This is a genomic window from Chitinophaga sp. (assembly GCF_039596135.1).
GTDB lineage: Bacteria > Bacteroidota > Bacteroidia > Chitinophagales > Chitinophagaceae > Chitinophaga.
Map to the genome: position 1 here is coordinate 14,756 of NZ_JBCNKH010000057.1, position 21,220 is coordinate 35,975.

Annotated in this window: 14 protein-coding genes and 1 pseudogene; 12 read left to right on the plus strand and 3 right to left on the minus strand. The window is 46.9% G+C overall.

Features of this window, described 5'->3' with window-relative positions; genetic code table 11:
- The first annotated feature begins 136 nt into the window (after window positions 1–136).
- Window positions 137–3,340: a SusC/RagA family TonB-linked outer membrane protein gene (locus ABDW16_RS24340; protein ID WP_343673385.1), complete on the plus strand. Its 3,204-nt coding sequence runs from the start codon at window positions 137–139 to the stop codon at window positions 3,338–3,340.
- Window positions 3,341–3,363: 23 nt separating this feature from the next.
- Entirely contained in the window at window positions 3,364–4,794 is a 1,431-nt protein-coding gene (locus ABDW16_RS24345; RefSeq protein WP_343673386.1) for a SusD/RagB family nutrient-binding outer membrane lipoprotein, read from the plus strand.
- A gap of 201 nt (window positions 4,795–4,995) precedes the next feature.
- On the opposite strand, the gene ABDW16_RS24350 is transcribed toward ABDW16_RS24345, so the two are convergent.
- Together ABDW16_RS24350 and ABDW16_RS24355 are read right to left on the minus strand one after the other, a co-directional pair.
- The gene (locus ABDW16_RS24350) at window positions 4,996–5,781 is read right to left on the minus strand and encodes an SDR family oxidoreductase (RefSeq protein ID WP_343673387.1); all 786 of its coding nucleotides are present in this window, start codon (window positions 5,779–5,781) and stop codon (window positions 4,996–4,998) included.
- A 92-nt stretch (window positions 5,782–5,873) separates the two neighbouring features.
- On the minus strand, window positions 5,874–6,995 hold the full coding sequence (locus ABDW16_RS24355; RefSeq protein ID WP_343673388.1) for a DUF5009 domain-containing protein: 1,122 nt from the start codon (window positions 6,993–6,995) through the stop codon (window positions 5,874–5,876).
- A 172-nt stretch (window positions 6,996–7,167) separates the two neighbouring features.
- Between ABDW16_RS24355 and ABDW16_RS24360 the strand changes: the two genes are divergently transcribed.
- The 4 genes from ABDW16_RS24360 to ABDW16_RS24375 all read left to right on the plus strand — a co-directional run bounded on the left by ABDW16_RS24360 (window position 7,168) and on the right by ABDW16_RS24375 (window position 11,887).
- The gene (locus ABDW16_RS24360) at window positions 7,168–8,190 is read left to right on the plus strand and encodes a LacI family DNA-binding transcriptional regulator (protein WP_343673389.1); all 1,023 of its coding nucleotides are present in this window, start codon (window positions 7,168–7,170) and stop codon (window positions 8,188–8,190) included.
- Between the two features lie 301 nt (window positions 8,191–8,491).
- Window positions 8,492–9,553: a 1,4-beta-xylanase gene (locus ABDW16_RS24365; RefSeq protein ID WP_343673391.1), complete on the plus strand. Its 1,062-nt coding sequence runs from the start codon at window positions 8,492–8,494 to the stop codon at window positions 9,551–9,553.
- 31 nt (window positions 9,554–9,584) lie between these two features.
- Complete coding sequence (galK, locus tag ABDW16_RS24370) at window positions 9,585–10,751, plus strand: galactokinase (protein ID WP_343673392.1); 1,167 nt, start codon at window positions 9,585–9,587, stop codon at window positions 10,749–10,751.
- Between the two features lie 53 nt (window positions 10,752–10,804).
- Window positions 10,805–11,887, plus strand: a complete 1,083-nt coding sequence (locus ABDW16_RS24375; protein ID WP_343673393.1) for a UDP-glucose--hexose-1-phosphate uridylyltransferase — start codon at window positions 10,805–10,807, stop codon at window positions 11,885–11,887.
- A 67-nt stretch (window positions 11,888–11,954) separates the two neighbouring features.
- On the opposite strand, the gene ABDW16_RS24380 is transcribed toward ABDW16_RS24375, so the two are convergent.
- Complete coding sequence (locus ABDW16_RS24380) at window positions 11,955–13,964, minus strand: TonB-dependent receptor (RefSeq protein WP_343673395.1); 2,010 nt, start codon at window positions 13,962–13,964, stop codon at window positions 11,955–11,957.
- A 481-nt stretch (window positions 13,965–14,445) separates the two neighbouring features.
- Here ABDW16_RS24380 and ABDW16_RS24385 point away from each other — a divergent pair, with 481 nt between their 5' ends.
- The 6 genes and pseudogenes from ABDW16_RS24385 (at window position 14,446) to ureE (ending at window position 21,095) form a co-directional block, all read left to right on the plus strand.
- Window positions 14,446–15,285, plus strand: coding sequence for an energy transducer TonB (locus tag ABDW16_RS24385; RefSeq protein WP_343673396.1), 840 nt, complete (start codon window positions 14,446–14,448; stop codon window positions 15,283–15,285).
- 240 nt (window positions 15,286–15,525) lie between these two features.
- Window positions 15,526–18,102 (plus strand): phosphoenolpyruvate carboxylase, encoded by a 2,577-nt coding sequence (locus tag ABDW16_RS24390; RefSeq protein ID WP_343673397.1) that lies wholly within the window; start codon window positions 15,526–15,528, stop codon window positions 18,100–18,102.
- Between the two features lie 83 nt (window positions 18,103–18,185).
- On the plus strand, window positions 18,186–18,488 hold the full coding sequence (ureA, locus tag ABDW16_RS24395) for an urease subunit gamma (protein ID WP_343673398.1): 303 nt from the start codon (window positions 18,186–18,188) through the stop codon (window positions 18,486–18,488).
- Between the two features lie 16 nt (window positions 18,489–18,504).
- A pseudogene (gene ureB, locus ABDW16_RS24400) lies at window positions 18,505–18,801 on the plus strand (urease subunit beta); the annotation flags it as partial.
- A gap of 74 nt (window positions 18,802–18,875) precedes the next feature.
- Window positions 18,876–20,591, plus strand: a complete 1,716-nt coding sequence (gene ureC, locus ABDW16_RS24405; protein ID WP_343673399.1) for an urease subunit alpha — start codon at window positions 18,876–18,878, stop codon at window positions 20,589–20,591.
- The gene (gene ureE / locus ABDW16_RS24410) at window positions 20,592–21,095 is read left to right on the plus strand and encodes an urease accessory protein UreE (RefSeq protein WP_343673400.1); all 504 of its coding nucleotides are present in this window, start codon (window positions 20,592–20,594) and stop codon (window positions 21,093–21,095) included.
- The last annotated feature ends 125 nt before the right edge of the window (window positions 21,096–21,220 follow it).

Sequence of the window (21,220 nt, forward strand, 5' to 3'; positions counted from 1 at the left end):
ATCAAATGTCTGTATAAGTAGTAGCAATTTTTTCCTACTCATCATTATTCATCAACGCAATTGTGAGTCATGTCAACTGCTGGTTCCAAACCGGCCAGGCATTGTCATGGCCATTAATTACCTGAAATCTGATACAATGCACAACCAACTACGCAGAATCGCCGGTATTATACTGGCCCTCCTACTCACATATCAATGGGGGCAGGCACAAAACACCCGAATTACCGGGGTTGTCACTTCCCGTACCGATGCTACACCTATTCCAGGTGCTATCATTACAGTAAAAGGTACTAATCATGGTACACAAACCGATGCAGATGGTAAGTATTCCATCTCTGTATCTCCCAAAGATACCCTCCGCATCTCTTTCATTGGCTATACAGCTGTAGAGCAGGTTGCCGGTACCAGCCGTACCCTGAACATTGCCCTGGAAAATACCGAGAGCAAACTCCAGGAAGTAGTGGTTACTGCCCTTGGCATCAGCCGCGAAAAGCGTTCCCTGGGTTATGCCGTACAGGAACTCAAATCCAAAGATATTGCCGAAGCCCGCGAATCGAACGTCGTCAACGCACTGACTGGTAAGATCGCTGGTGTTACAGTTACCAGTAGCCAGGGTAGCATGGGTTCTTCCCGTATCGTAATCAGGGGGGAAACTTCTATTGCTGGTAACAACCAGCCTTTGTTCATCGTAGATGGTATCCCTGTTGACAATAGCCAGCTGGGTGTAGGTGTGGGTACAGCACGCGACTTTGCCAATGCCATTGCCGATCTGAACTCAGACGATATCGAATCGCTCAACGTACTGAAAGGCCCGAATGCCGCAGCATTGTACGGTTCCCGCGCTGCTGCCGGGGTATTGGTTATTAAAACCAAGACTGGTAAAGGTATCAAAGGTTATGGCGTAACTGTAAACAGTAGCGCTACCTTCGAAAACATCCTGGTACTGCCTAAATACCAGAACAGCTATGGACAGGGTTCCAGCGGACAGTTCAGCTATGTAGATGGTAAAGGAGGTGGAATCAACGATGGTGTGGATGAAAGCTGGGGTCCTAAAATGGACGGTCGCCTGATCCCACAGTTTTTCTCCAAAGGTGAAGCTGTGCCTTTCGTAGCGCATCCTGACAACGTGAAGGATTTTTATCAGACTGGTTATACCCTGAACAATGGTGTATCAGTAAGCGGCAGCAACGACAAAGTAGATTACCGCTTCTCTTATAATAATACCAAACAAACGGGTATCATGCCCAACACTGGTATCACCCGCAACTCATTTGCGGTGAATACCACTTACCGCCTCACACCAAAGTTGACGCTGAGCACCTACGCTAACTACGTAAAAGCTGATGCTGACAACCTGCCTGGTATTGATGGTAAACGTGCTAACAGTGTGACCTTACAGTTCACCTGGTTCGGCCGCCAGGTAGATACCCGCCTTCTTAGAAATTATAAAAATGCGGATGGAACAGACTTTAACTGGAACCACAGTTACTATAGCAACCCATACTGGATCCAGTATGAAAACACGGTAGGTCAGCAACGTAACCGCTTCTTCGGAAACGCCCGCCTGAGCTACGAAATTGCCGACTGGCTCTCTGCTAACTTCCGCATAGGTACTGATACCTACAATGACAGACGTAAGTACAAAGTAGCTTACTATACGAACGGTACACCTTACGGCTCTTATACTGAAGATGCCTACCAGGTGACCGAAACCAATGCTGAGTATACCCTGAATGCAAAGAAGAAACTGAACAGGAACTTCACCATCGATGGTCTGGTAGGTGGCAACGTGCGCAGCAACCAATACGAAAATAACTTTCAGCAGGCGCCTAAACTGGCTGTGAAAGATGTGTATACATTGAATAACTCCCGCGATCCGGTGGTATCTACAAATGTCTTTAACCGTCTTAGAGTATACAGTGCTTTTGCCTCTGCACAATTAGCATATCGTGACTGGGCCTTTGTAAACGCGACTGCCCGTAACGACTGGTCTTCTACACTGCCCGCCGGAAATAACTCTTACTTCTACCCATCCGTAAATGCGAGTGTAGTACTGACCGATGCCCTGCACATCCAGAGCAATGTACTCTCTAACCTGAAAGTAAGAGGTGGTTGGGCCCAGGTAGGTAAGGATACCGATCCTTATCAGCTGGTAAATACCTATCCTTTCAGCCAGCCATTCGGTAGCTACCCGATGCTGACTGTGAATGATAAATTTTTGAAGAAAGACCTGAAACCAGAAATTACGCAAGCCGTTGAATTCGGTGTGGAAGCTGGTTTCCTGAAAGATCGTCTCCGTGCTGATGTGACTTACTATTCTTCCAGCAGTTACAACCAGATCCTGCTGGCCGATGTAAGTGCCACTACCGGTGATCTGAAAAAGATCCTGAATGCCGGTAAAATCAACAACCATGGGGTGGAAGTAATGCTGGGTGCCACACCCATCACCACTGCCTCCGGTTTCCGTTGGGATGTGAATATCAATTACGCAAAGAATATTTCTAAAGTAATAGAGCTGGACAAAGAAGGTTTCCTGAACGATTATGTACTGGGTAGCTCCGGCAATATGCAGGTACTGGCTACCAAAGGTAAGCGCTATGGTGCCTTGTATGGTAAAGCTTACAAACGTAACGACAAAGGTGAAATTATCGTAAGCGCCAGTGGTGCACCGGTGGTTGCCGACAACAAAAAAATACTGGGCTACTATACGCCAAAATGGACAGGTAGTATCAACAATAACTTCTCTTACAAAGGGTTTTCCGTAGGCTTCCTGATCGATACCCGCCAGGGTGGCCAGATCTGGTCTGGTACTAACTACACCGGTATCTACACAGGGGTGCTGGCAGCAAGTATGCCGGGCAGGGATGAGCAGCATGGTGGTATACCTTATTACTATGCTAACAATAACCAGCAGGGTACTGCTGTTCGCCTGGAAAACCATTCAGCTGCAGCGCCAAATGGTGAAACAGTATATCATGATGGTATCATCTTCGATGGTGTAACTGCCGATGGTAAAAAGAATGAAGCGATCCTGTCAGCACAGCGTTATTACAAAGCTGTATACAGTAGCTCGCTGAATGAAAGCAGTGTGTACAGCGCCAGCTTTATCAAGCTGAGAGAGGTGAGAGTAGGATACGCACTGCCGCTGGCAGTAGCGCACAAGTGGGGTTTACAGGGTGTGAACCTGACACTGACCGCACGCAACCTGTTCTACATCGACAAGAAGGTGCCGAACATTGATCCGGAAACTGCCTTCAATACTGGTAACGGACAGGGCCTGGAAACACTGCAGATCCCTACTACACGTAGCATAGGTGTGAACCTGAAAGTATCCTTCTAATTCAACCATCAAAAAATCAGATCATGAAACTATTCAAATATATACTGTGGGTGGCTGGTATTGCACTGGTGCTCACATCCTGCTCCAAAGAACTGGAAAGGATCAACAAGAATCCGAATGAAGCAGAATCCGCACAGCCGGATTACCTGCTTACCAATGGTATCAAGACGAATGTAGATACTTACTGGGGTACAGATGCATCGATGGAAACAAGCCTGCTGTATGTACAGTACTGGGCAAAGATCCAGTATACTGATCCGGATAAATACATTCCTGCTGCTACCAGCATCCAGACTATCTGGAATAACTTTTACGCACAGGGTATAGAGGATTTCACTACGCTGATTCAGCTGGGCGATACCCTGCACAACCCAAATTACCAGGCAGTAGGTATCATCATGCGTTCCTGGATTTTCCAGGTGCTGACAGACCTGTATGGCGATGTCCCTTATTCACAGACTGCGAACATTGAAAAATACCTGACCCCCAAATACGATAATCAGCGTGATATTTACATCGGTTTGCTGGCAGAACTGAAAACGGCGGTAAGCCTGATCAATACGAGTGGCGATGCAATTGGCGGAGACGTGTTGTATAGCGGTGATATGAATAAGTGGAAGAAGTTTGCAAACTCACTGCGTTTGCGAATAGCACTGAGAATAGCCGACCAGGAGTTTGATGCAGCGAAAGCGGTGTTCGATGAAATTGGTGCGGACAACAGTGGTTTGATTGCCGCAAATAGTGAAAATGCACAGTTGATTTACCTGGCGTCTCCTAATCAGAACCCGGTAGCCAAAAACAGGGAGACACGTAGTGACTACCGCATTAGTAAGAGCGTGGTAGATTTACTGCATACATACAATGACCCTCGTCTGAGCGTATATGGTGCGATTCCGAAGGATACCAATGCAGTAGTAGGTATCACCAATGGTTTGCCTACAGATTCAGCATCCAGGCTGGGCTTCAACAAGACTTCAGATGTAGGTGCGGTGTTCACAGCTACCACTGCACCGGCAGTGATTTTCAACTATGCAGAGTTGCTGTTCATCAAGGCAGAAGCAGCCCAGAGAGGTTTGCTGAGCGGTGATGCGGCGGACCTGTACAAGCAGGCGGTTACAGCTTCTTTGCACCAGTATAGTATCAGTGATGCAACAATAGCTACTTACCTGGCCCAGCCTTCAGTAGCATATGATGCGGCTAACTATAGAAAGTCAATCGGTGAGCAGAAATGGTTGGCGCTGTTTGGGGAAGGTCTGGAAGGATTTGCAGAGTGGAGAAGGCTGGATTACCCGGTACTGAAGCCTGCTTATGCAGGTGTACTGGATGGAAAGATTCCTTTGAGGTTGACATATCCTTCAGCAGAGCAGGCGCTGAATGGGGCGAATTATAAAGCTGCTGTGGCACACCAGGGAGCGGATCAGTTGATTACGCGCCTTTGGTTCGACGTCAGATAAGAAGAAAAAAGGGGGCAGTCTAAGACTGCCCCCTTTTTTTGTTTTTCCCCTTTGCGTAAATAAAATTCCTTTTCCGCTCTTGATTATGCTTTCGGATAAAAGATTTTTGCACAATCAGATACACACTTGTTCAATTTGTAATAGTAAAAAGTGATGAATTAAGCCCTGGCATTTGCCGGGGCTTTTACTTTATAAGTTCTTTTAGAAGGTGGGTGTCTTTCCGCCGTCAACGGGAATACTCGTTCCTGTGATGTACCCTGCAGCCGGGGTAGCGAGAAATGCAATTGCAGCTGCAACTTCTTTTGCATCTCCAAAGCGTTTTGCAGGTATTTCATTCAGCATTTCCTGTTCTATTATGGCCTGGTCCACCCCCCGCTTTTTGGCATTTGTCTGAATCAGGGAGCGCAACCGGTTTGTATTGGTAGAACCGGGCAGGATATTATTGACGGTCACACCATATTGTGCCAGTTCTGTGGCCATGGTCTTAGCCCAGGCAGCTACGGAGAGGCGAATGGTATTGGATACGCCCAGGTTTTTGAGCGGCGCTTTCACAGAGGTAGAGATCACATTGATGATTCTGCCATAACCAGCGCCGATCATACCTGTGAGTACGGCCTGTGCAAGTATATGATTATTGACCAGATGCTGGTTGAAGGCAGCTATGAATTCCTGTACTTCTGCCTCTACGATCGGGCCGCTGGCAGGGCCTCCGGTGTTGTTGACCAGGATGTGTATAGAATGTTTTTCAGTGAGGGTTTTGATTGCTTCTTCTACTTCCTTTGGATATTGGAAGTCGGCCACAAGATAACTATGCTCTTGAAAATGTTCTGCTTCGAGCGTAGGTATAATTTCCTTCAGGGCCTCTTTGTTTCTGGCCATTAAGATACATTCAGCTCCTAAAGCGGCCAGTTCTTTGGCTGTGGCTAATCCAATTCCCTGTGTGGCGCCACAGATCAGGGCGGTTTTTCCCTTTAACGATAGTTCCATACTATTTCATGACTAACAGTTTCTCAAAACTTAGCAAAACACGTTGGGTTTTTCAGGAAGCTAAGATAAGGGAATATACTATATCACCTTTCTTACACACGTACGTATATACGTTTTTTATCCAGAATTTTACCCACACACCAGCACAACAGCATGAAGGTGATCGCAAAGAGGAGAGACCCCACTTTGCCCGGGGCTATTGATTGGAATATGTGGTTACTGATCCAGTCATATACCGATTCGTCCCCAATACTAAAGAAATATAGGAATATAACCAGCACTTCTGACAAAAGATAGAGAAATAATGGGTTTTTCCCGAAGGTGGTGAAAAAACCGGTCCAGCTGGTTTTCCCTTTTATATCTATAATATATAGGAGGGCAGTCAGTATCAGGAGGTCCAGACCTGCGGTGAGCAGTACAAAGGAACTGGTCCATAACTTCTTATTAATTGGGAATTCCAGGTTCCATATACTGGCAATGATAATGAATACACAACCGAAGCGGAGCAGGATACTAAGTGTATTGGGCCGGCGTTCCTGGATAAAGAGGCCGGTGTAATAGCCGATCACTACATTCACAATGGCAGGTAGTGTACTGAGTAATCCTTCGGGTTCGGTGATCTCTCCTTTATCGTGGTACATGTGATTTTCACCAAGAATTAACTTATCGAAATGGATCGCAGCATTGGTGAACTTACCATATGGGTCGGATGGATCGCCTGCGAAGTACATAATGAACCAGTAACCGAGCAGTAACAATGCGCTGATGATCCATACTGCTCTTGTAGGCAGGAACCGGATCATGAGAGCAGCGAAACAATAGCAGAGAGCGATTCTTTCCAGCACGCCCATGATGCGGGTGTCGTGGAAAGGCTTGAATTGTAGTCCGCCATCAGGTGTATGGCTTACAAATGGCAGCCAGTACATGATGAATCCCAGCAGGAAGATAAGCAGGGTGCGTTTGAAAATCTTCGAGAGTACAGCCGCATTACCCAGTTCGTAATACTTGCGCATACTAAAGCTCATGGCATTGCCCACAGCGAAGAGGAAGGACGGGAAAACCAGGTCAGTGGGTGTGAAGCCATGCCAGGCAGCATGTTCCAGTGGTGCAAATATGTGATCATAACTACCGGGCGTATTCACAATGATCATAAAGCAGATGGTAAGGCCACGGAATACGTCCAGTGGCAGAAAGCGTTGATTGGCTGCTTGCATTGGTAAGGATTAGATTGGTATAAATATAATGCAACGATTTTCTTAATACAATGAATCGGGTTGAAATATAATTTGCTGACAGCAAATGCCGCCTATATGGAATTTACCGTCCTCCATTATTTTTGCTGTATTAAATAATCATTTTATACTTTAGTAGTAAACACAGCCTTTATTGAACCACAAAGTTACTATAGCAGACATTGCAAGGGAGCTGAACCTGACGGGGGCGACTGTGTCCCGGGCGTTGAATAACCGAAAGGGCACCAGCGAGGAAACCCGTAAAATGGTACAGGAAACGGCGGAGAGGATGAACTACCGGAGAGACAGGATCGCATGGTCACTTCGTTCCGGCAGGACCAATATTATTGGGGTCATTATTCCGAGTGCGGAGATCAACTTCTTTGGCTCTGTCATCCACGGTATTGAAAGCATGGCCAACCAGCATGGCTACAATGTATTGATTTACCAGTCTAATGAGCAGCCGGAGTATGAACAGAAAGGGATAGAAACCTTTTTGAGTACCCGGGTGGATGGTATACTGGCTTCTATTGCCAAGGAAACTTTCGACTTCAGTCATTATCTTGAAATAAAGGAGCGGGGTGTGCCGCTGGTCTTTTTTGACCGGGCCAATGATAGCCTGAATATTCCTTCGGTGGTAGTAGACGATTTTAAGGGGGCTTACTATGCTACGGAGCACCTGATCCGGCAGGGGTATAAAAGAGTGGCCCACATTGCGGGGCAGCAGCACCTGAAGATCTTCAAAGATCGCCTGGAAGGGTATAAATCTGCCCTGGCGGCATATGGTATTCCTGTAGAAGAGGACCTGATCTACCAGGGAAACGTCTCGATAGAGGCGGGCAGGCAGGCGATTCAGCATTTTCTGGCCCTGCCACAGCCACCGGATGCGGTATTTGCTGTAGAGGACTTTACGGCCCTGGGGGCAGTGAAGGAATTGAAAGACAGGGAGATAGATATGCCGGAGGCGTTTGGAGTAGTAGGATTTGCAAATGAATCGTTTGATGAGCATATCACACCGAGTTTATCCAGTATAGATCAGCAGACGGTACAGATGGGGAAGGAGGCGTTTAAGTTGCTGATGGAGTTGATTAATGAGGGGGAGCAGGGGACCCTGGTAAAGTCGAGGGTGGTGTTGGATCCGGTACCGGTGTATAGGCAATCGTCGATGAGGAGGTAATAAAGGGAAATTTTATAGCCTGCGCCGTCAGGCGCAATCCATCAAATTAACATCTTTTCCGTAGGAAATGCCTCTCTAATGTAAACGATTACATAAAAATAATTAGATGATTTACAATTAATTATACAAAACTTTTCGCCTTTTACAAGATTTATTGTAATCGTTTACGTAAATCTTCTATTTTTATACCGCGATTCCACTTTTTTAAACAGGAAAAAAATTCCATGGCTATAGAAAAAAGATCTAATAACCTCCCTTATTAAATCCAACATCTATACAGCTCCACAAAAAACTGAAAAGCATGAAAGGAAAAGTTTCATTACTCGCCCTGCTGTTTGCAACGATGGCCGTTGTCGCAAACGCACAGCCGCGACCACAATGGTCCCAAAAGCAAGCTCAGAAATGGTATAAATCACACACCTGGCAGCGTGGCGCCAACTTCGTCCCCAGCTCTGCCATCAACCAGCTGGAAATGTGGCAGGCCGCTACCTTCGATACTACTACCATCAGCCGTGATCTAGGCTACGCCGCCTCTATAGGTTTCAATTCCATGCGCGTATTCCTCCATCATGCCGCCTGGGAACAAGATCCCCAGGGCTTTAAGGATCGCCTGAACACTTACCTGGGCATCGCTGACCGCTATGGCATCTCCACCATCTTCGTACTCTTCGACGACTGCTGGAACAAAACTTACGCCACCGGTACCCAACCAGCCCCCAAACCCGGTATCCACAACTCCGGCTGGCTGCAGGACCCGGGTATCCGCAGGGAAAGCTCTCCACAGCTGAACGACACCCTGCACAAATATGTAAATGATGTAATGACCTCCTTCAGGAAAGACAAACGCATCCTCCTGTGGGATCTTTATAACGAACCAGGCAACTCTGACTACGGAGACAAAAGCCTGCCTTTATTACAACTCGTATTCACCTGGGGCAGAGAAGCTAATACAGAACAGCCCATCAGCTCCGGTGTATGGAATAAAAGTCTCACTAAGCTGAATGAATTCCAACTGAACAATTCAGATGTGATCACCTATCACAACTATGCTGACGAAAAGGAACACCAGGAAGTAATCGACACCCTGCGTAAATATGGTCGTCCGCTGATCTGCACTGAATACATGGCCCGCTCCCGTGGCAGCCGCTTTGCGAACATTATGCCGCTCCTGAAAAAGGAAAATGTAGCTGCTTACAACTGGGGCCTCGTATCCGGAAAGACCAACACGATCTATGCCTGGGACACACCTATGCCTGACGGCGCAGAACCCAAAATCTGGTTCCACGACATTTTCAGACAAGACGGTACTCCTTACAGCACAGAAGAAATTACGGTGATCAAATCCCTGACAGGGGTTAATTAAGATCAATAAACTTTGATTAAAAAATTAGAACGTGGAGCAAGCTAAACTTAACGCTTATTGCCAGCAGCATTTTGATCAGGAACCAATTATGGTAAGAGCTGCAGGACGTATCAATCTCATTGGAGAACATACGGATTACAACAATGGATTCGTATTACCTGCCGCTATTGACAAAGCTATCTACCTCGCCATTATCAAGCGCAACGACAACAAAATTGTGCTGCATGCACTGGATGTGAATGATACTTTCACCGGGTCGTTGGATAAACTGGAGCGTACGAAACAGCATTGGCCTGATTATCTGCTGGGCGTTGTGCAGCAATTGCAGCAGGGTGGCCATATCATCAATGGGTTTGAATGTGCATTTTGCGGTAATGTTCCCCTGGGCGCCGGCCTCTCATCCTCCGCAGCACTGGAATGTGCTACCGTATTTGGCCTGAATGAACTGTTTAGCCTTGGCCTGGGTCGTAAAGAAATGGCGCTCCTGTCACAGGCTGCCGAAAACCAGTTCGTAGGTGTACGTTGTGGTATTATGGACCAGTTTGCCAGCATGTTCGGAAAAAAACAACAGCTGATCAAACTGGATTGTGGCTCCCTGGAATATGAATACATCCCATTCAATTTTGACGATGTGAACCTCGTTCTGCTGGATACACAGGTGAAGCACTCCCTGGCATCTTCCGAATACAATACCCGCCGTGCTGAATGTGAGCAGGGGGTAGCCTGGGTAAAGGCACACCACCCACAGGTGAACAGCCTGCGCGATGTAAGTATGGATATGCTGGATGCCTATGTAAAAGGTAAGAATGCCACCGTATATAACCGTTGCCGTTATGTAGTGGAAGAAATCCAGCGTTTACAGGATGCCTGTATTGATCTGCAGCATGACGACCTTGTTTCTTTCGGTAAAAAAGTATTTGCTACGCACGAGGGCCTCGATAAGCTGTATAATGTAAGCTGCCCTGAACTGAACTGGCTGGCAGAATTTGCTGCCGGTGAAAATGGTGTGCTGGGTGCACGTATGATGGGTGGCGGCTTTGGCGGCTGTACCATCAATATCGTGAAGAAAACTGCTGTACCAGCCCTGCTGGAAAAAGCAGCTGCCGGCTATAAACAACAGTTCAATACGAATCTGAAAGCATATGTGACCAGCATTGAAGACGGTTGCCGTACTGTCAACAACCTGGTGAATAACTAATATACCATTTCCATCTGCGTGGAGGCGTGCCTTCACGCAGATAACCTTGTCAAGTGAAATCACTAAGAGCAATGTCTGAAAATACCTTTGATTTAACATCTCATCCCCATACCCGACTGAATATCCTGACCGGAGAATGGGTACTCGTTTCTCCCCACCGTTCCAAAAGACCATGGCAGGGAAAAGTAGAAGCGCCAGCGTTGGTACAGCGTCCTTCCTATGTGGAAGACTGTTACCTGTGTCCAACCAATACACGTGCCGATGGCAGCAGGAATGAAGCGTACACAGGTCCGATCGCCTTTACGAACGACTTCTCTGCTTTGTTGTCAGACACACCATCTGGCAATGTGAACGAAGATGAACTGCTGGTAGCACAGTCACAAAAAGGCCTTTGCCGTGTGATCTGCTTTAGCCCAAGGCATGACCTCACCCTCCCCGAAATGGAGGTTCCTGCCATCCGCCAGGTAGTAGACCTGTGGGTAAAAGAGTATGAAGCGCTGAAAGCAGTGGACTACATTAAATACATCCAGATCTTCGAAAATAAAGGAGATATTATGGGTTGTAGCAATCCGCATCCACATGGGCAGATCTGGGCATCAGAGAACATACCAATGGAGCTGGAAAAAGAAACCCGTCAGCAAAAGCTGTATTTTGACAAGCATGGCAAAAGCCTGTTGTCCGCCTACCTGGACAAAGAGGTGAAAGAAAAAGTGAGGATCATTGCAGAAAATGCACATTTCGTGGCATTGGTGCCTTTCTGGGCAGTATGGCCTTACGAAGCGATGATCATCAGCCGTCGTCATGTACAGTCTGTACTGCAATTCAACGAAGATGAAAAAACAGGGCTGGCTGATATTCTGAAACAACTGACTATCCGATACGATAACTTATTCGAAACATCATTTCCATATTCTGCTGGTATGCACCAGGCACCAGTGAATGATGGGGGCGAGCATCCTGAATGGCATTGGCATATGCATTTTTATCCGCCATTACTGCGCTCTGCGACAGTGAAGAAATTCATGGTAGGATACGAGATGCTGGCGAATCCGCAAAGGGATATAACGCCTGAATTTGCAGCCGAAAGGCTCAGGACTTTGTCTGCAGTCCATTACAAAAGCGGGCAACTTGTTTAATCTATATTTTTTTTGTTTTTTTTGATCCAATGTGTGTAGGGGCGGCCTTTAGGCGGCCCCTTTCTTGTTAGAGATTTACTCTTACACCACCGTAATAGTTGCGCAGGGCAGCTGGGTTAAAGTAACGGTTACCCACTGCATTCAGGTCATTGCCCAGGCTATAGAATTGATTCAGGATGTTATCAGCACCTGCATAGAGCGTCACGTTCCGCATCATCTGCCAGCTTACTTTTCCTTGTAACAAATGATATTGTTTGGCGTAAGCGGTGTTTGCATCATCGAGTGGCAATTTATCTGTAAATGTGTATTGTGCATATACTGAGAGGTGCGCAGGCAATTGCGCCAGCAGTCCTGCATTTGCCACATGGCGGGGTACGCCGGTGATGGCATGGCCGGACAGATTTTTACCCGCTACATTGTAATCACTGAAAATGAAATGGCTATATGTATAGCTACCATTGAATTGCAGCCATTTTGTAAACCATGCCATGCCTTGTACTTCGATACCTTTTTGTTCGGTGCCGCCGGCATTGATGAAGTATTCTGTACCGTCATCATGGAGTTGGCGCACGATAGCATCCTGTAATTTATAATAGAAGACGGATGCATCCAGTTGATATTGATGCCGTTCGCCTTGTAAACGAAATCCCGCTTCATAATTCCAGCCTGTTTCTGCCTGTAAAGTAGTATTGATGATATTATCAGTAGCGCGTACTTCTGCAATGGAAGGCGGAGAATAACCCCTGCTTACGGAAGCACGTACGGACCATTCAGGTAGAATGAGATAAGAAATACTAAAGCGGGGCATCAGCTCAGCATCGAACTTCTTTTTGCCTTCTTCAAACCGATATTTGAAATAATTCGCACTCAATGCTGCTTCTACTATCCATTGTGTACCGGGGCGTATAGAAAGGCTGGTAAAAAAGAAATGCTGGCCGGCGGTGATATTGCTGGCTGCCTGCACAGTGTCTCTTTTGCCTTTGTTATTGCCATAGTTTACAATGTCGGAACTGGTTTGCGACCATTCAAGGCCGGTAGTCCAGTCTACATGTATATTGGTACCATTGATGGGTTGATCCTGTAGTGCGATATAAGTACGGGCGCCGGCGGTGTTTTCATCCCTGGCTTCAAAGTTCGTAATAAAGGGATTTTCGAAGTGTGTATTGATGCCGTAGAGGGTGAGCACATGTTTCCAGTGGGTAGATAACTGGGCGGTGTGTACTAAACCTCCCAAAGCGGTTTTGTTACGGATACCTGCATGTTGCTCAATGGCGCCGGGCAGGGTAGCAGTGGCGGGCCTGGCGGCGCGGGGATTAGCGGCAGCCTGGGCGGCGGTGAGTCCTCCCGGGGTGCGATAATCCATATCGCTGTAGAATGCAACCAGTTTAAGACTGTTATGCGGATTGTATTGCCATTGCTGGGCGGTCTGGATATAATATCTTTTTAGCGCGCTATTCTGGCGGTAACCATCCGAGCGCTGTATGCCTTCATATATATTGACCCGGTATTTGTTCCATTGTTGCTGCCAGCCTGCCTCTTCATGGAAAAGGCCATAGCTGCCTCCCTGTACATCTGCTTTCAGATGGGCGGTATCAGGGAGTGTACCGGTAGGGTGGAGGAGTACCACGCCCCCGGAGTTAGCTCCGAACTGGCTGCCATCGGGGCCTTTCAGCACTTCTATGCCAGAAAAGGCGCCTGCGTCCGAGAGGTTCAGATATGTGTTGCCACCTGCATCTGTAAATGGAATTTCGTCTATATACACCTTCACGTTCCTGATGCCGAAGGGAGAGCGTAACAGGCTGCCCCTCAGGGATAAGCGATAACTGCCGGGGGAACGTTCTTCCATTCGTACGCCCGGAACGGTGTTCAGGGTGGGGATGAGTGTGGTACCTTGTTGTAATAATATTTGTTTTTCGGTAATGACAGCACTGCTGGAAGGTACCTGTAAGAAGGAGTATTTTTTGCCCGGATAGGCCATGACTTGTACTTCAGGAAGTTGGGTAGTGTCTGCAGGTTGTTGTGCATATGCAGAAAACGACAACAGGCAGGTTAAGCAAGGCAGAATAAGGCGTGTCATGTATCAAATCTAGTTATTCTATTAATGGTAGCAAAACTACGGCCGACATTAAATTCTCACAGATTTTTAAAAAATACTTTCAATCATATTTGGAAATGTAAAACAGGTTACCGTATATTTGTCTACAGAATCGGTAGACTAATAGAAACCGATACAAACCGCAGGAATTTTGTTTGCTATAAGCTGTAAATAGAAAAAGAAATGCCGGACAGGTTTGCGGGGTAAGGTATGTTGCAGATTTATTGGTGGTAAATTATAATGTAACGTATCCCCCCGCGCCCCTGGCATATTAGCGTCTTGCACTGATACAACATCTGAAAGAAATTACTTTATTATAAGATAGTGAATACTTCCTTTAGCAAAATAGGTGTCCCGATCCGGATATCAATCTGGAATGGATTTTTTAAAAGCTAAAAAAATATTTCTCCTTTATCATATGGAATTGTTTTAGCCCGGCATCTCTATTGTAAATGTTCAACACATGAATACAATAAACATTTACAATGCAGATTTCCTCGACATTCTCTTCGAGGGTCGTAACAAAGCATACGGCGCATATGATCTCCGCAGAAGTGAAGATAAGCGTGTTCGCAAAGCCTTGATAGGTACAGCTTCCATTGCTTTGGTAGTGATTGGTGGATATGTATTGAGTAATAACCTGTTTGCAGCGTCAACGGGTATACGAAATGATGCCCCTGTTGCTAAAACTACTGTACTGGAAAATTTACCTCCTGCAGAAGACAAGGTAATTCCTCCGCCTCCTGTTGCCACAACCCCTCCGCCGGCCGTATCATCCATTAAAGTTACTCCTCCTGTTATCACCCGTGATGAATTAGTTCGTGCTGAAGACGAAGTGGTAAAACTGGATAGTATTGGTAACAAATCTATTGCAGTTGCCAATATAAAAGGGGATGATCTTAATGGTGCAGATATCGCATCCATGCTAGGTGGAGATGGTACCTCTCATGTAGTAGAAGCGCCTAAGGCAGCAGCGAAAGAAACGGTATTTACTTTTGTTGAAATCATGCCTTCATTCCCGGGTGGTGAAGAAGCGTTGTTAAAGTTTCTTCATGACAACGTAAATTATCCTCGCGTGGCGCAGGAAAACGAAATACAGGGAATAGTGTCCGTACAGTTTGTTGTAGACAAGCAGGGCAATATCAGCGATGTCAAAACAATTGGTGCGGTTAAAGGTGGTGGCCTTGAAGAAGAGTCCATCCGCGTAGTAAAGAAAATGCCAAAGTGGAAACCGGGCAAACAAAACGGTGAAGCGGTAAGTGTACAATTTAACCTCCCTGTCAGGTACACGCTGCAAAATTAATTCCCCATCTTCTCTCACACAAAGCATAACAATTTTTTAAGATACTAATTACTTTTTACCCTAACCTATTGTTCAATTAACGTTTGCTCTCAACTGCAACGAGGGGGGGACCCTTTGCGTGCCACGGCTATATGCCGTGGCATATTTTTTAGCCAGTTTTTCTATTAAACTTTGTAACTATTTTGTACTACTTTTACCTCCCGGTTGGCTTTGGGTCACTAAAAATTAGTAAAATCAGATATGGAAGCACCGGTAAATAACACTCTACAGTTGTTTAAGAATTTGGTCGGCACCAAGTTCCAGTTATACAACAGCCTTTTTACTGCTCTACCTTTTCATAAGGTGGAGAAGACCGGCGTCTTTCTCTCGTTATTCCTGATCCATTGTGAAGAGGGATATGGAAAGGAAAAAAGTCCGCAGGAAATTCTCACTTCTTTTTTCGAGCAGTATACCAATGCCAATGAACAGCAGCGGATTGATATGCTATTCCGTTTTGTACAATATGCAGAACGTCAGGTTGTATTGTTCGATGCATTGGAAGATGCTGCATTCCGCCACATTCATGACATGAATGGCACCGGTTCGCTGAGTCACCTGGAATCTGAAGTGGTGGCTGAGCAGAAGCAGGATGAACTGGCTTCGAAGTTGCAGGATTTTTCAGTACGCCTTGTATTGACTGCCCATCCTACGCAATTCTATCCCGGCAATGTTTTAAGTATTATCAATGACCTGTCAAGGGCTTTGATTAATGATAATACTGCCCAGGTGGACTCCTACCTGAAGCAGTTAGGTAAAACGCCTTTTTTTAAGAAGGAAAAGCCAACACCTTATGACGAGGCTATCAGCCTGATCTGGTTCCTGGAAAATACGTTCTATACCGCTGCCGGCAAGATCGTATCCCGCCTCAAATCTCACTTTCCTGCCGCTATCAATGGTAACAATCCGGTGATCCGCATGGGCTTCTGGCCTGGTGGTGACCGCGATGGTAACCCATTTGTAAATGCAGATACCACCCTGCGTGTGGCAGATGCCCTGCGCGGTGGTATTATTAAATGTTATTACCTGGATGTACGCCGCCTCAAGCGTCGCCTGACTTTCAAAGGCATCGAAAATGAGCTGGCTGCCCTGGAACAACAGTTATATAGCAATCTCTTTATTCCCGGGCACAAGACAAACCTGTGCCGGCAGGACATACTCGATACCCTGTACAGGGTGCGCATTATCCTCATCGAGGAAAACAATGCCCTGTTCCTGAATCTGCTCGATGACCTTATTGTAAGGGTTGAGCTGTTCGGATTGTTCTTTGCCACGCTGGATATTCGCCAGGACAGCTCCGTACACGGACCACTTCTGGCCCGGATTGCAGCAGGTTCTGACCTTCTGCCAAAGAACTATGCAGACCTCAGTGACGATGAAAAGATCAGTGCACTGCTGCAGGTAAAAACAGCCGCCGATCCAGCTATCGTGACTGAACCATTGCAACAGGATACCCTGGCTACCATCAAGGCTATCAAAACAATCCAGGATGCAAACGGGGAGTTTGGCTGTCACCGCTACATCATCAGCCACACCACCAGCGCACTGGATGTGATGGAAGTATACGGCCTGTTCCTGCTGAGTGGTTGGGATCGCAAAGAACTGAGCGTAGACATCGTACCGCTGTTCGAAACTATCGACGACTTGCGTCATGCCGGCGATGTAATGCGCTCCCTCTATTCTAATGGAGAATACAGAACGCACCTGCAACAGCGCTCCAATATACAGACTATCATGCTCGGCTTCTCTGACGGAACCAAGGATGGTGGCTATCTGATGGCTAACTGGTGCATATACAAAGCGAAAGAAGAACTGAGTGCTATCTCTAAAGAATATGGTGTCAGTGTAGTCTTTTTTGACGGCCGTGGAGGTCCTCCGGCAAGAGGTGGTGGAAAAACCCATCAGTTCTATGCATCTATGGGCCGCAACATTGCAAATAAAGAAATTCAGCTGACTATACAGGGCCAGACGATCAGTTCCAATTTTGGAACGGTGGAATCTGCCCAGTATAATATTGAACAACTCGTACATGCCGGTATTGCCAACGGAATTTTCTCCAGCCGTGAAAAGACACTGACCGCCGAGCAGGAAGAAACATTGCAGGCACTGGCCGATCTGGGCTTTGAGTCCTTTAATGAACTGAAGAACCATCCTGATTTCCTGGATTACCTGAACTACGCCAGCCCGCTGCGCTACTATGCCGAAACCAACATTGGCAGCCGTCCTTCCAAGAGAAATGGCTCTGCCAAGTTGAACCTGAACGACCTGAGAGCCGTGCCTTATGTAGGTGCATGGAGCCAGATTAAACAAAACGTTCCCGGTTTCTTCGGTGTAGGTTACAGCATGGAAAAAATGGAAAAAGACGGTAAATGGGAACAACTGCAGGACCTGTATAAAAATTCCCTGTTCTTCCGTACCCTGCTGGATAACTGTGAAATGGCGATGAAGAAGTGTTACTTCCCACTCACCGCTGCTTACAAAAATCATCCACAGTTCGGAGAAGTATGGACACTGATTCACGATGAATTCCAGCGTACCCGTACTTACCTGTTGAAACTGACAGGACATTCTGATCTGATGTCTCATTATCCTGTAGACCAGTTGTCCATCCAGATGCGTGAACGTATCGTGCTGCCATTACTCACTATACAGCAGTATGCATTAACCCGCATCCGGGAGATGAATGAGACCGGAAATGGTGACGGACTGAAGGAAATTTTCGAGAAATTAGTCGTTAGATGTTCATTTGGGATTATCAACGCGGGAAGAAACTCTGCATAGAATTAATTTTAATAAGTTAGAAAGCCGGATTGATCATCCGGCTTTTTTTGTAATTTACCCCATAACCCAAAATCTAAAGAAGTATGCATTTAACAGCCCGGGAACAGGAGAAACTATTACTCTTTTTGGCTGGTGAGCTGGCTGAAAAGCGAAAGGCCAGGGGAGTAAAACTGAACTATCCTGAAGCCATAGCGCTGATCAGCAGCCGCCTGCAGGAAGGCGCCAGGGATGGTCAGTCCGTGGCACAACTCATGCAATACGGTGCAACGATCCTCACCCGCGACGACGTGATGGAGGGAGTACCGGAAATGATAGACGAAATCCAGATTGAAGCTACTTTTCCAGATGGCACCAAGCTGGTGACTGTACACCATCCTATCAGATAAAACCAAAATCTATGTTATGATTCCCGGAGAATACTTTATTAAGCCCGGTCATATTAACGCCAACGAAGGTCGTGATACTGCCACCATCACCGTGGTGAACACCGGCGACAGACCTGTACAAATCGGATCGCACACACATTTTTTCGAAGTCAACCGCATGCTTTCCTTTGACCGCAAAACCGCTTTTGGCAAGCGCCTGAACATTATGGCAGGCACTGCTGTGCGTTTTGAACCGGGCGAAGAAAAAACAGTGGAACTGGTCAGTCTTGGTGGCGCCAGGAATGCTTATGGCATGAACAACCTGGTGAATGGTACCACTACCACTGCCATTTCGGAAACACAAGCCATGAAAAAGATCAATGACGGTCACTTTAAAAATAATCCATCATGAGTCTGCAGATCAACAGGGCACGGTATGCTGCCATGTATGGCCCTACCACGGGCGACCAGGTGAGACTGGGAGATACCGATATCATCATTGAAATAGAAAAAGACTATACTGTATACGGAGATGAGGCCAAATTTGGCGGGGGTAAAACTATCCGCGACGGGATGGCGCAATCCTCCACTGCTACCCGCAATGACGGTGTGCTGGATATGGTGATTACCAGTGTAATGATTATCGATCACTGGGGCATTGTGAAGGCGGACATTGGCATCAAGGATGGCCGTATTGTAAAAATAGGCAAGGCCGGCAACCCCGATACCATGGATGGCGTAGACCCTGACATGATCATTGGCGCCAGTACAGAAGTACATGGTGGCGCAGGCCTGATCGCTACTGCCGGGGGCATTGATACACATATTCACTTTATTAGTCCACAGCAGATCACCCATGCCCTGCATAGTGGTATCACTACCATGATCGGTGGTGGTACCGGACCTGCCGATGGAACAAATGCAACCACCGTCACTCCCGGCGCCTGGTTCATTCGCAAAATGCTGGAAGCGGCAGATGCCTTCCCCATGAACCTGGGTTTTCTTGGCAAGGGTAACTGTGCCACAGTAGAACCTTTGAAAGAACAGATTGAGGCCGGCGCGCTGGGATTAAAAATACATGAAGACTGGGGCGCTACCCCAGCCGTAATAGATGCCTCCCTGAAGGTGGCCGATAAGTACGATGTGCAGGTAGCCATCCATACAGATACCCTGAATGAATCCGGTTTCCTGGAAGATACTATTCAGGCCATCAACGGCCGTGTGATTCATACGTATCACACAGAAGGCGCTGGTGGCGGGCATGCACCAGACATTATAAAGGCTGCTATGTACCCCAACATCCTGCCATCTTCTACCAATCCGACCAGGCCATATACCGTGAATACTATCGACGAGCACTTAGACATGCTCATGGTATGTCACCACCTGGATAAGAGTGTGCCGGAAGATGTGTCTTTTGCTGACAGCCGCATCCGCCCGGAAACGATTGCCGCAGAAGACATTCTGCACGACATGGGGGTATTCAGTATGATGAGCTCTGACTCACAGGCCATGGGCCGTGTGGGCGAGGTGATTATCCGTACCTGGCAGACTGCGGATAAAATGAAAAAACAAAGAGGCTACCTGCCTGAAGACAAAGAGAATGACAACTTCAGGGCAAAACGGTATGTTGCCAAGTATACCATCAACCCTGCTATTACACACGGCATTGCTGAACATGTAGGTTCCCTGGAAGCCGGCAAGCTGGCGGACATTGTGCTGTGGAAACCCGCACTGTTCGGGGCAAAACCGGAAATGATCATCAAAGGTGGTATGATTATCTGTAGCAGGATGGGCGATCCGAATGCGTCTATTCCTACGCCACAACCAGTGATATACAGGGAGATGTTTGGCGCGTTTTCAAAAGCATTGCACAATACCTGTGTCACTTTTGTAAGCCAGGCGGCTGTGAACAATAATATTGCTGCTACTTATGGGTTGCAGAAGATCGTATTGCCAGTGAAGAACTGCCGCAATATTGGCAAGAAAGACCTGGTTCACAATAACAGCACGCCTGATATCAAGGTGAATCCTGAAACATACGAAGTATCGGTAGATGGGAAGGTAGTGACCTGTGAACCTGCTACTGTACTGCCATTAGCTCAACGTTATTTTCTATTCTAAATGATCCTGATAAACTCAATACAGGGAAATGTGAAATCTGCGGACATTGGTGCGCGGGTAGTAGACCTTTTGCAGCTGGAATGGTTTGAGACAGGCAAAAAAATCATGCGCCGTCATACGCTGAATGGGTGCGAAATAGGGTGGAAAGTGGTGAAGGAATTACCGGTATTGCAGGATGGAGATATTCTCTGGATGGATGAAAATACAGTCATCGCCGTGAGTATACTGCCCGCTGCTGCTATCGTGCTCATACCTGCCACCATGCTGGATATGGCAACTATCTGTTACGAGATCGGTAATAAACACCTGCCTTTGTTCATCGTTGGCGAAGAAGTATTGGTGCCATACGAAGAACCATTGTTTCGCTGGCTGGAAGCTAAAGGATATGCGCCGAAACAGGAACAGCGGGTATTGACAAATATGCTGCGAAGTAATGTACAGCCACATGAGCATGGATCGGGCACAACCTTATTCAGTAAGATACTGCAGCTGACTACTAAATGATAATTATGCAAAAATGGTTGCCACACCTGTTGCACCTGTCCGATCCGGCATTGCCGGTAGGGGCTTACACCCATTCCAATGGGCTGGAAACCTATGTGCAGCAGGGGCTTGTACAAGACGCAACT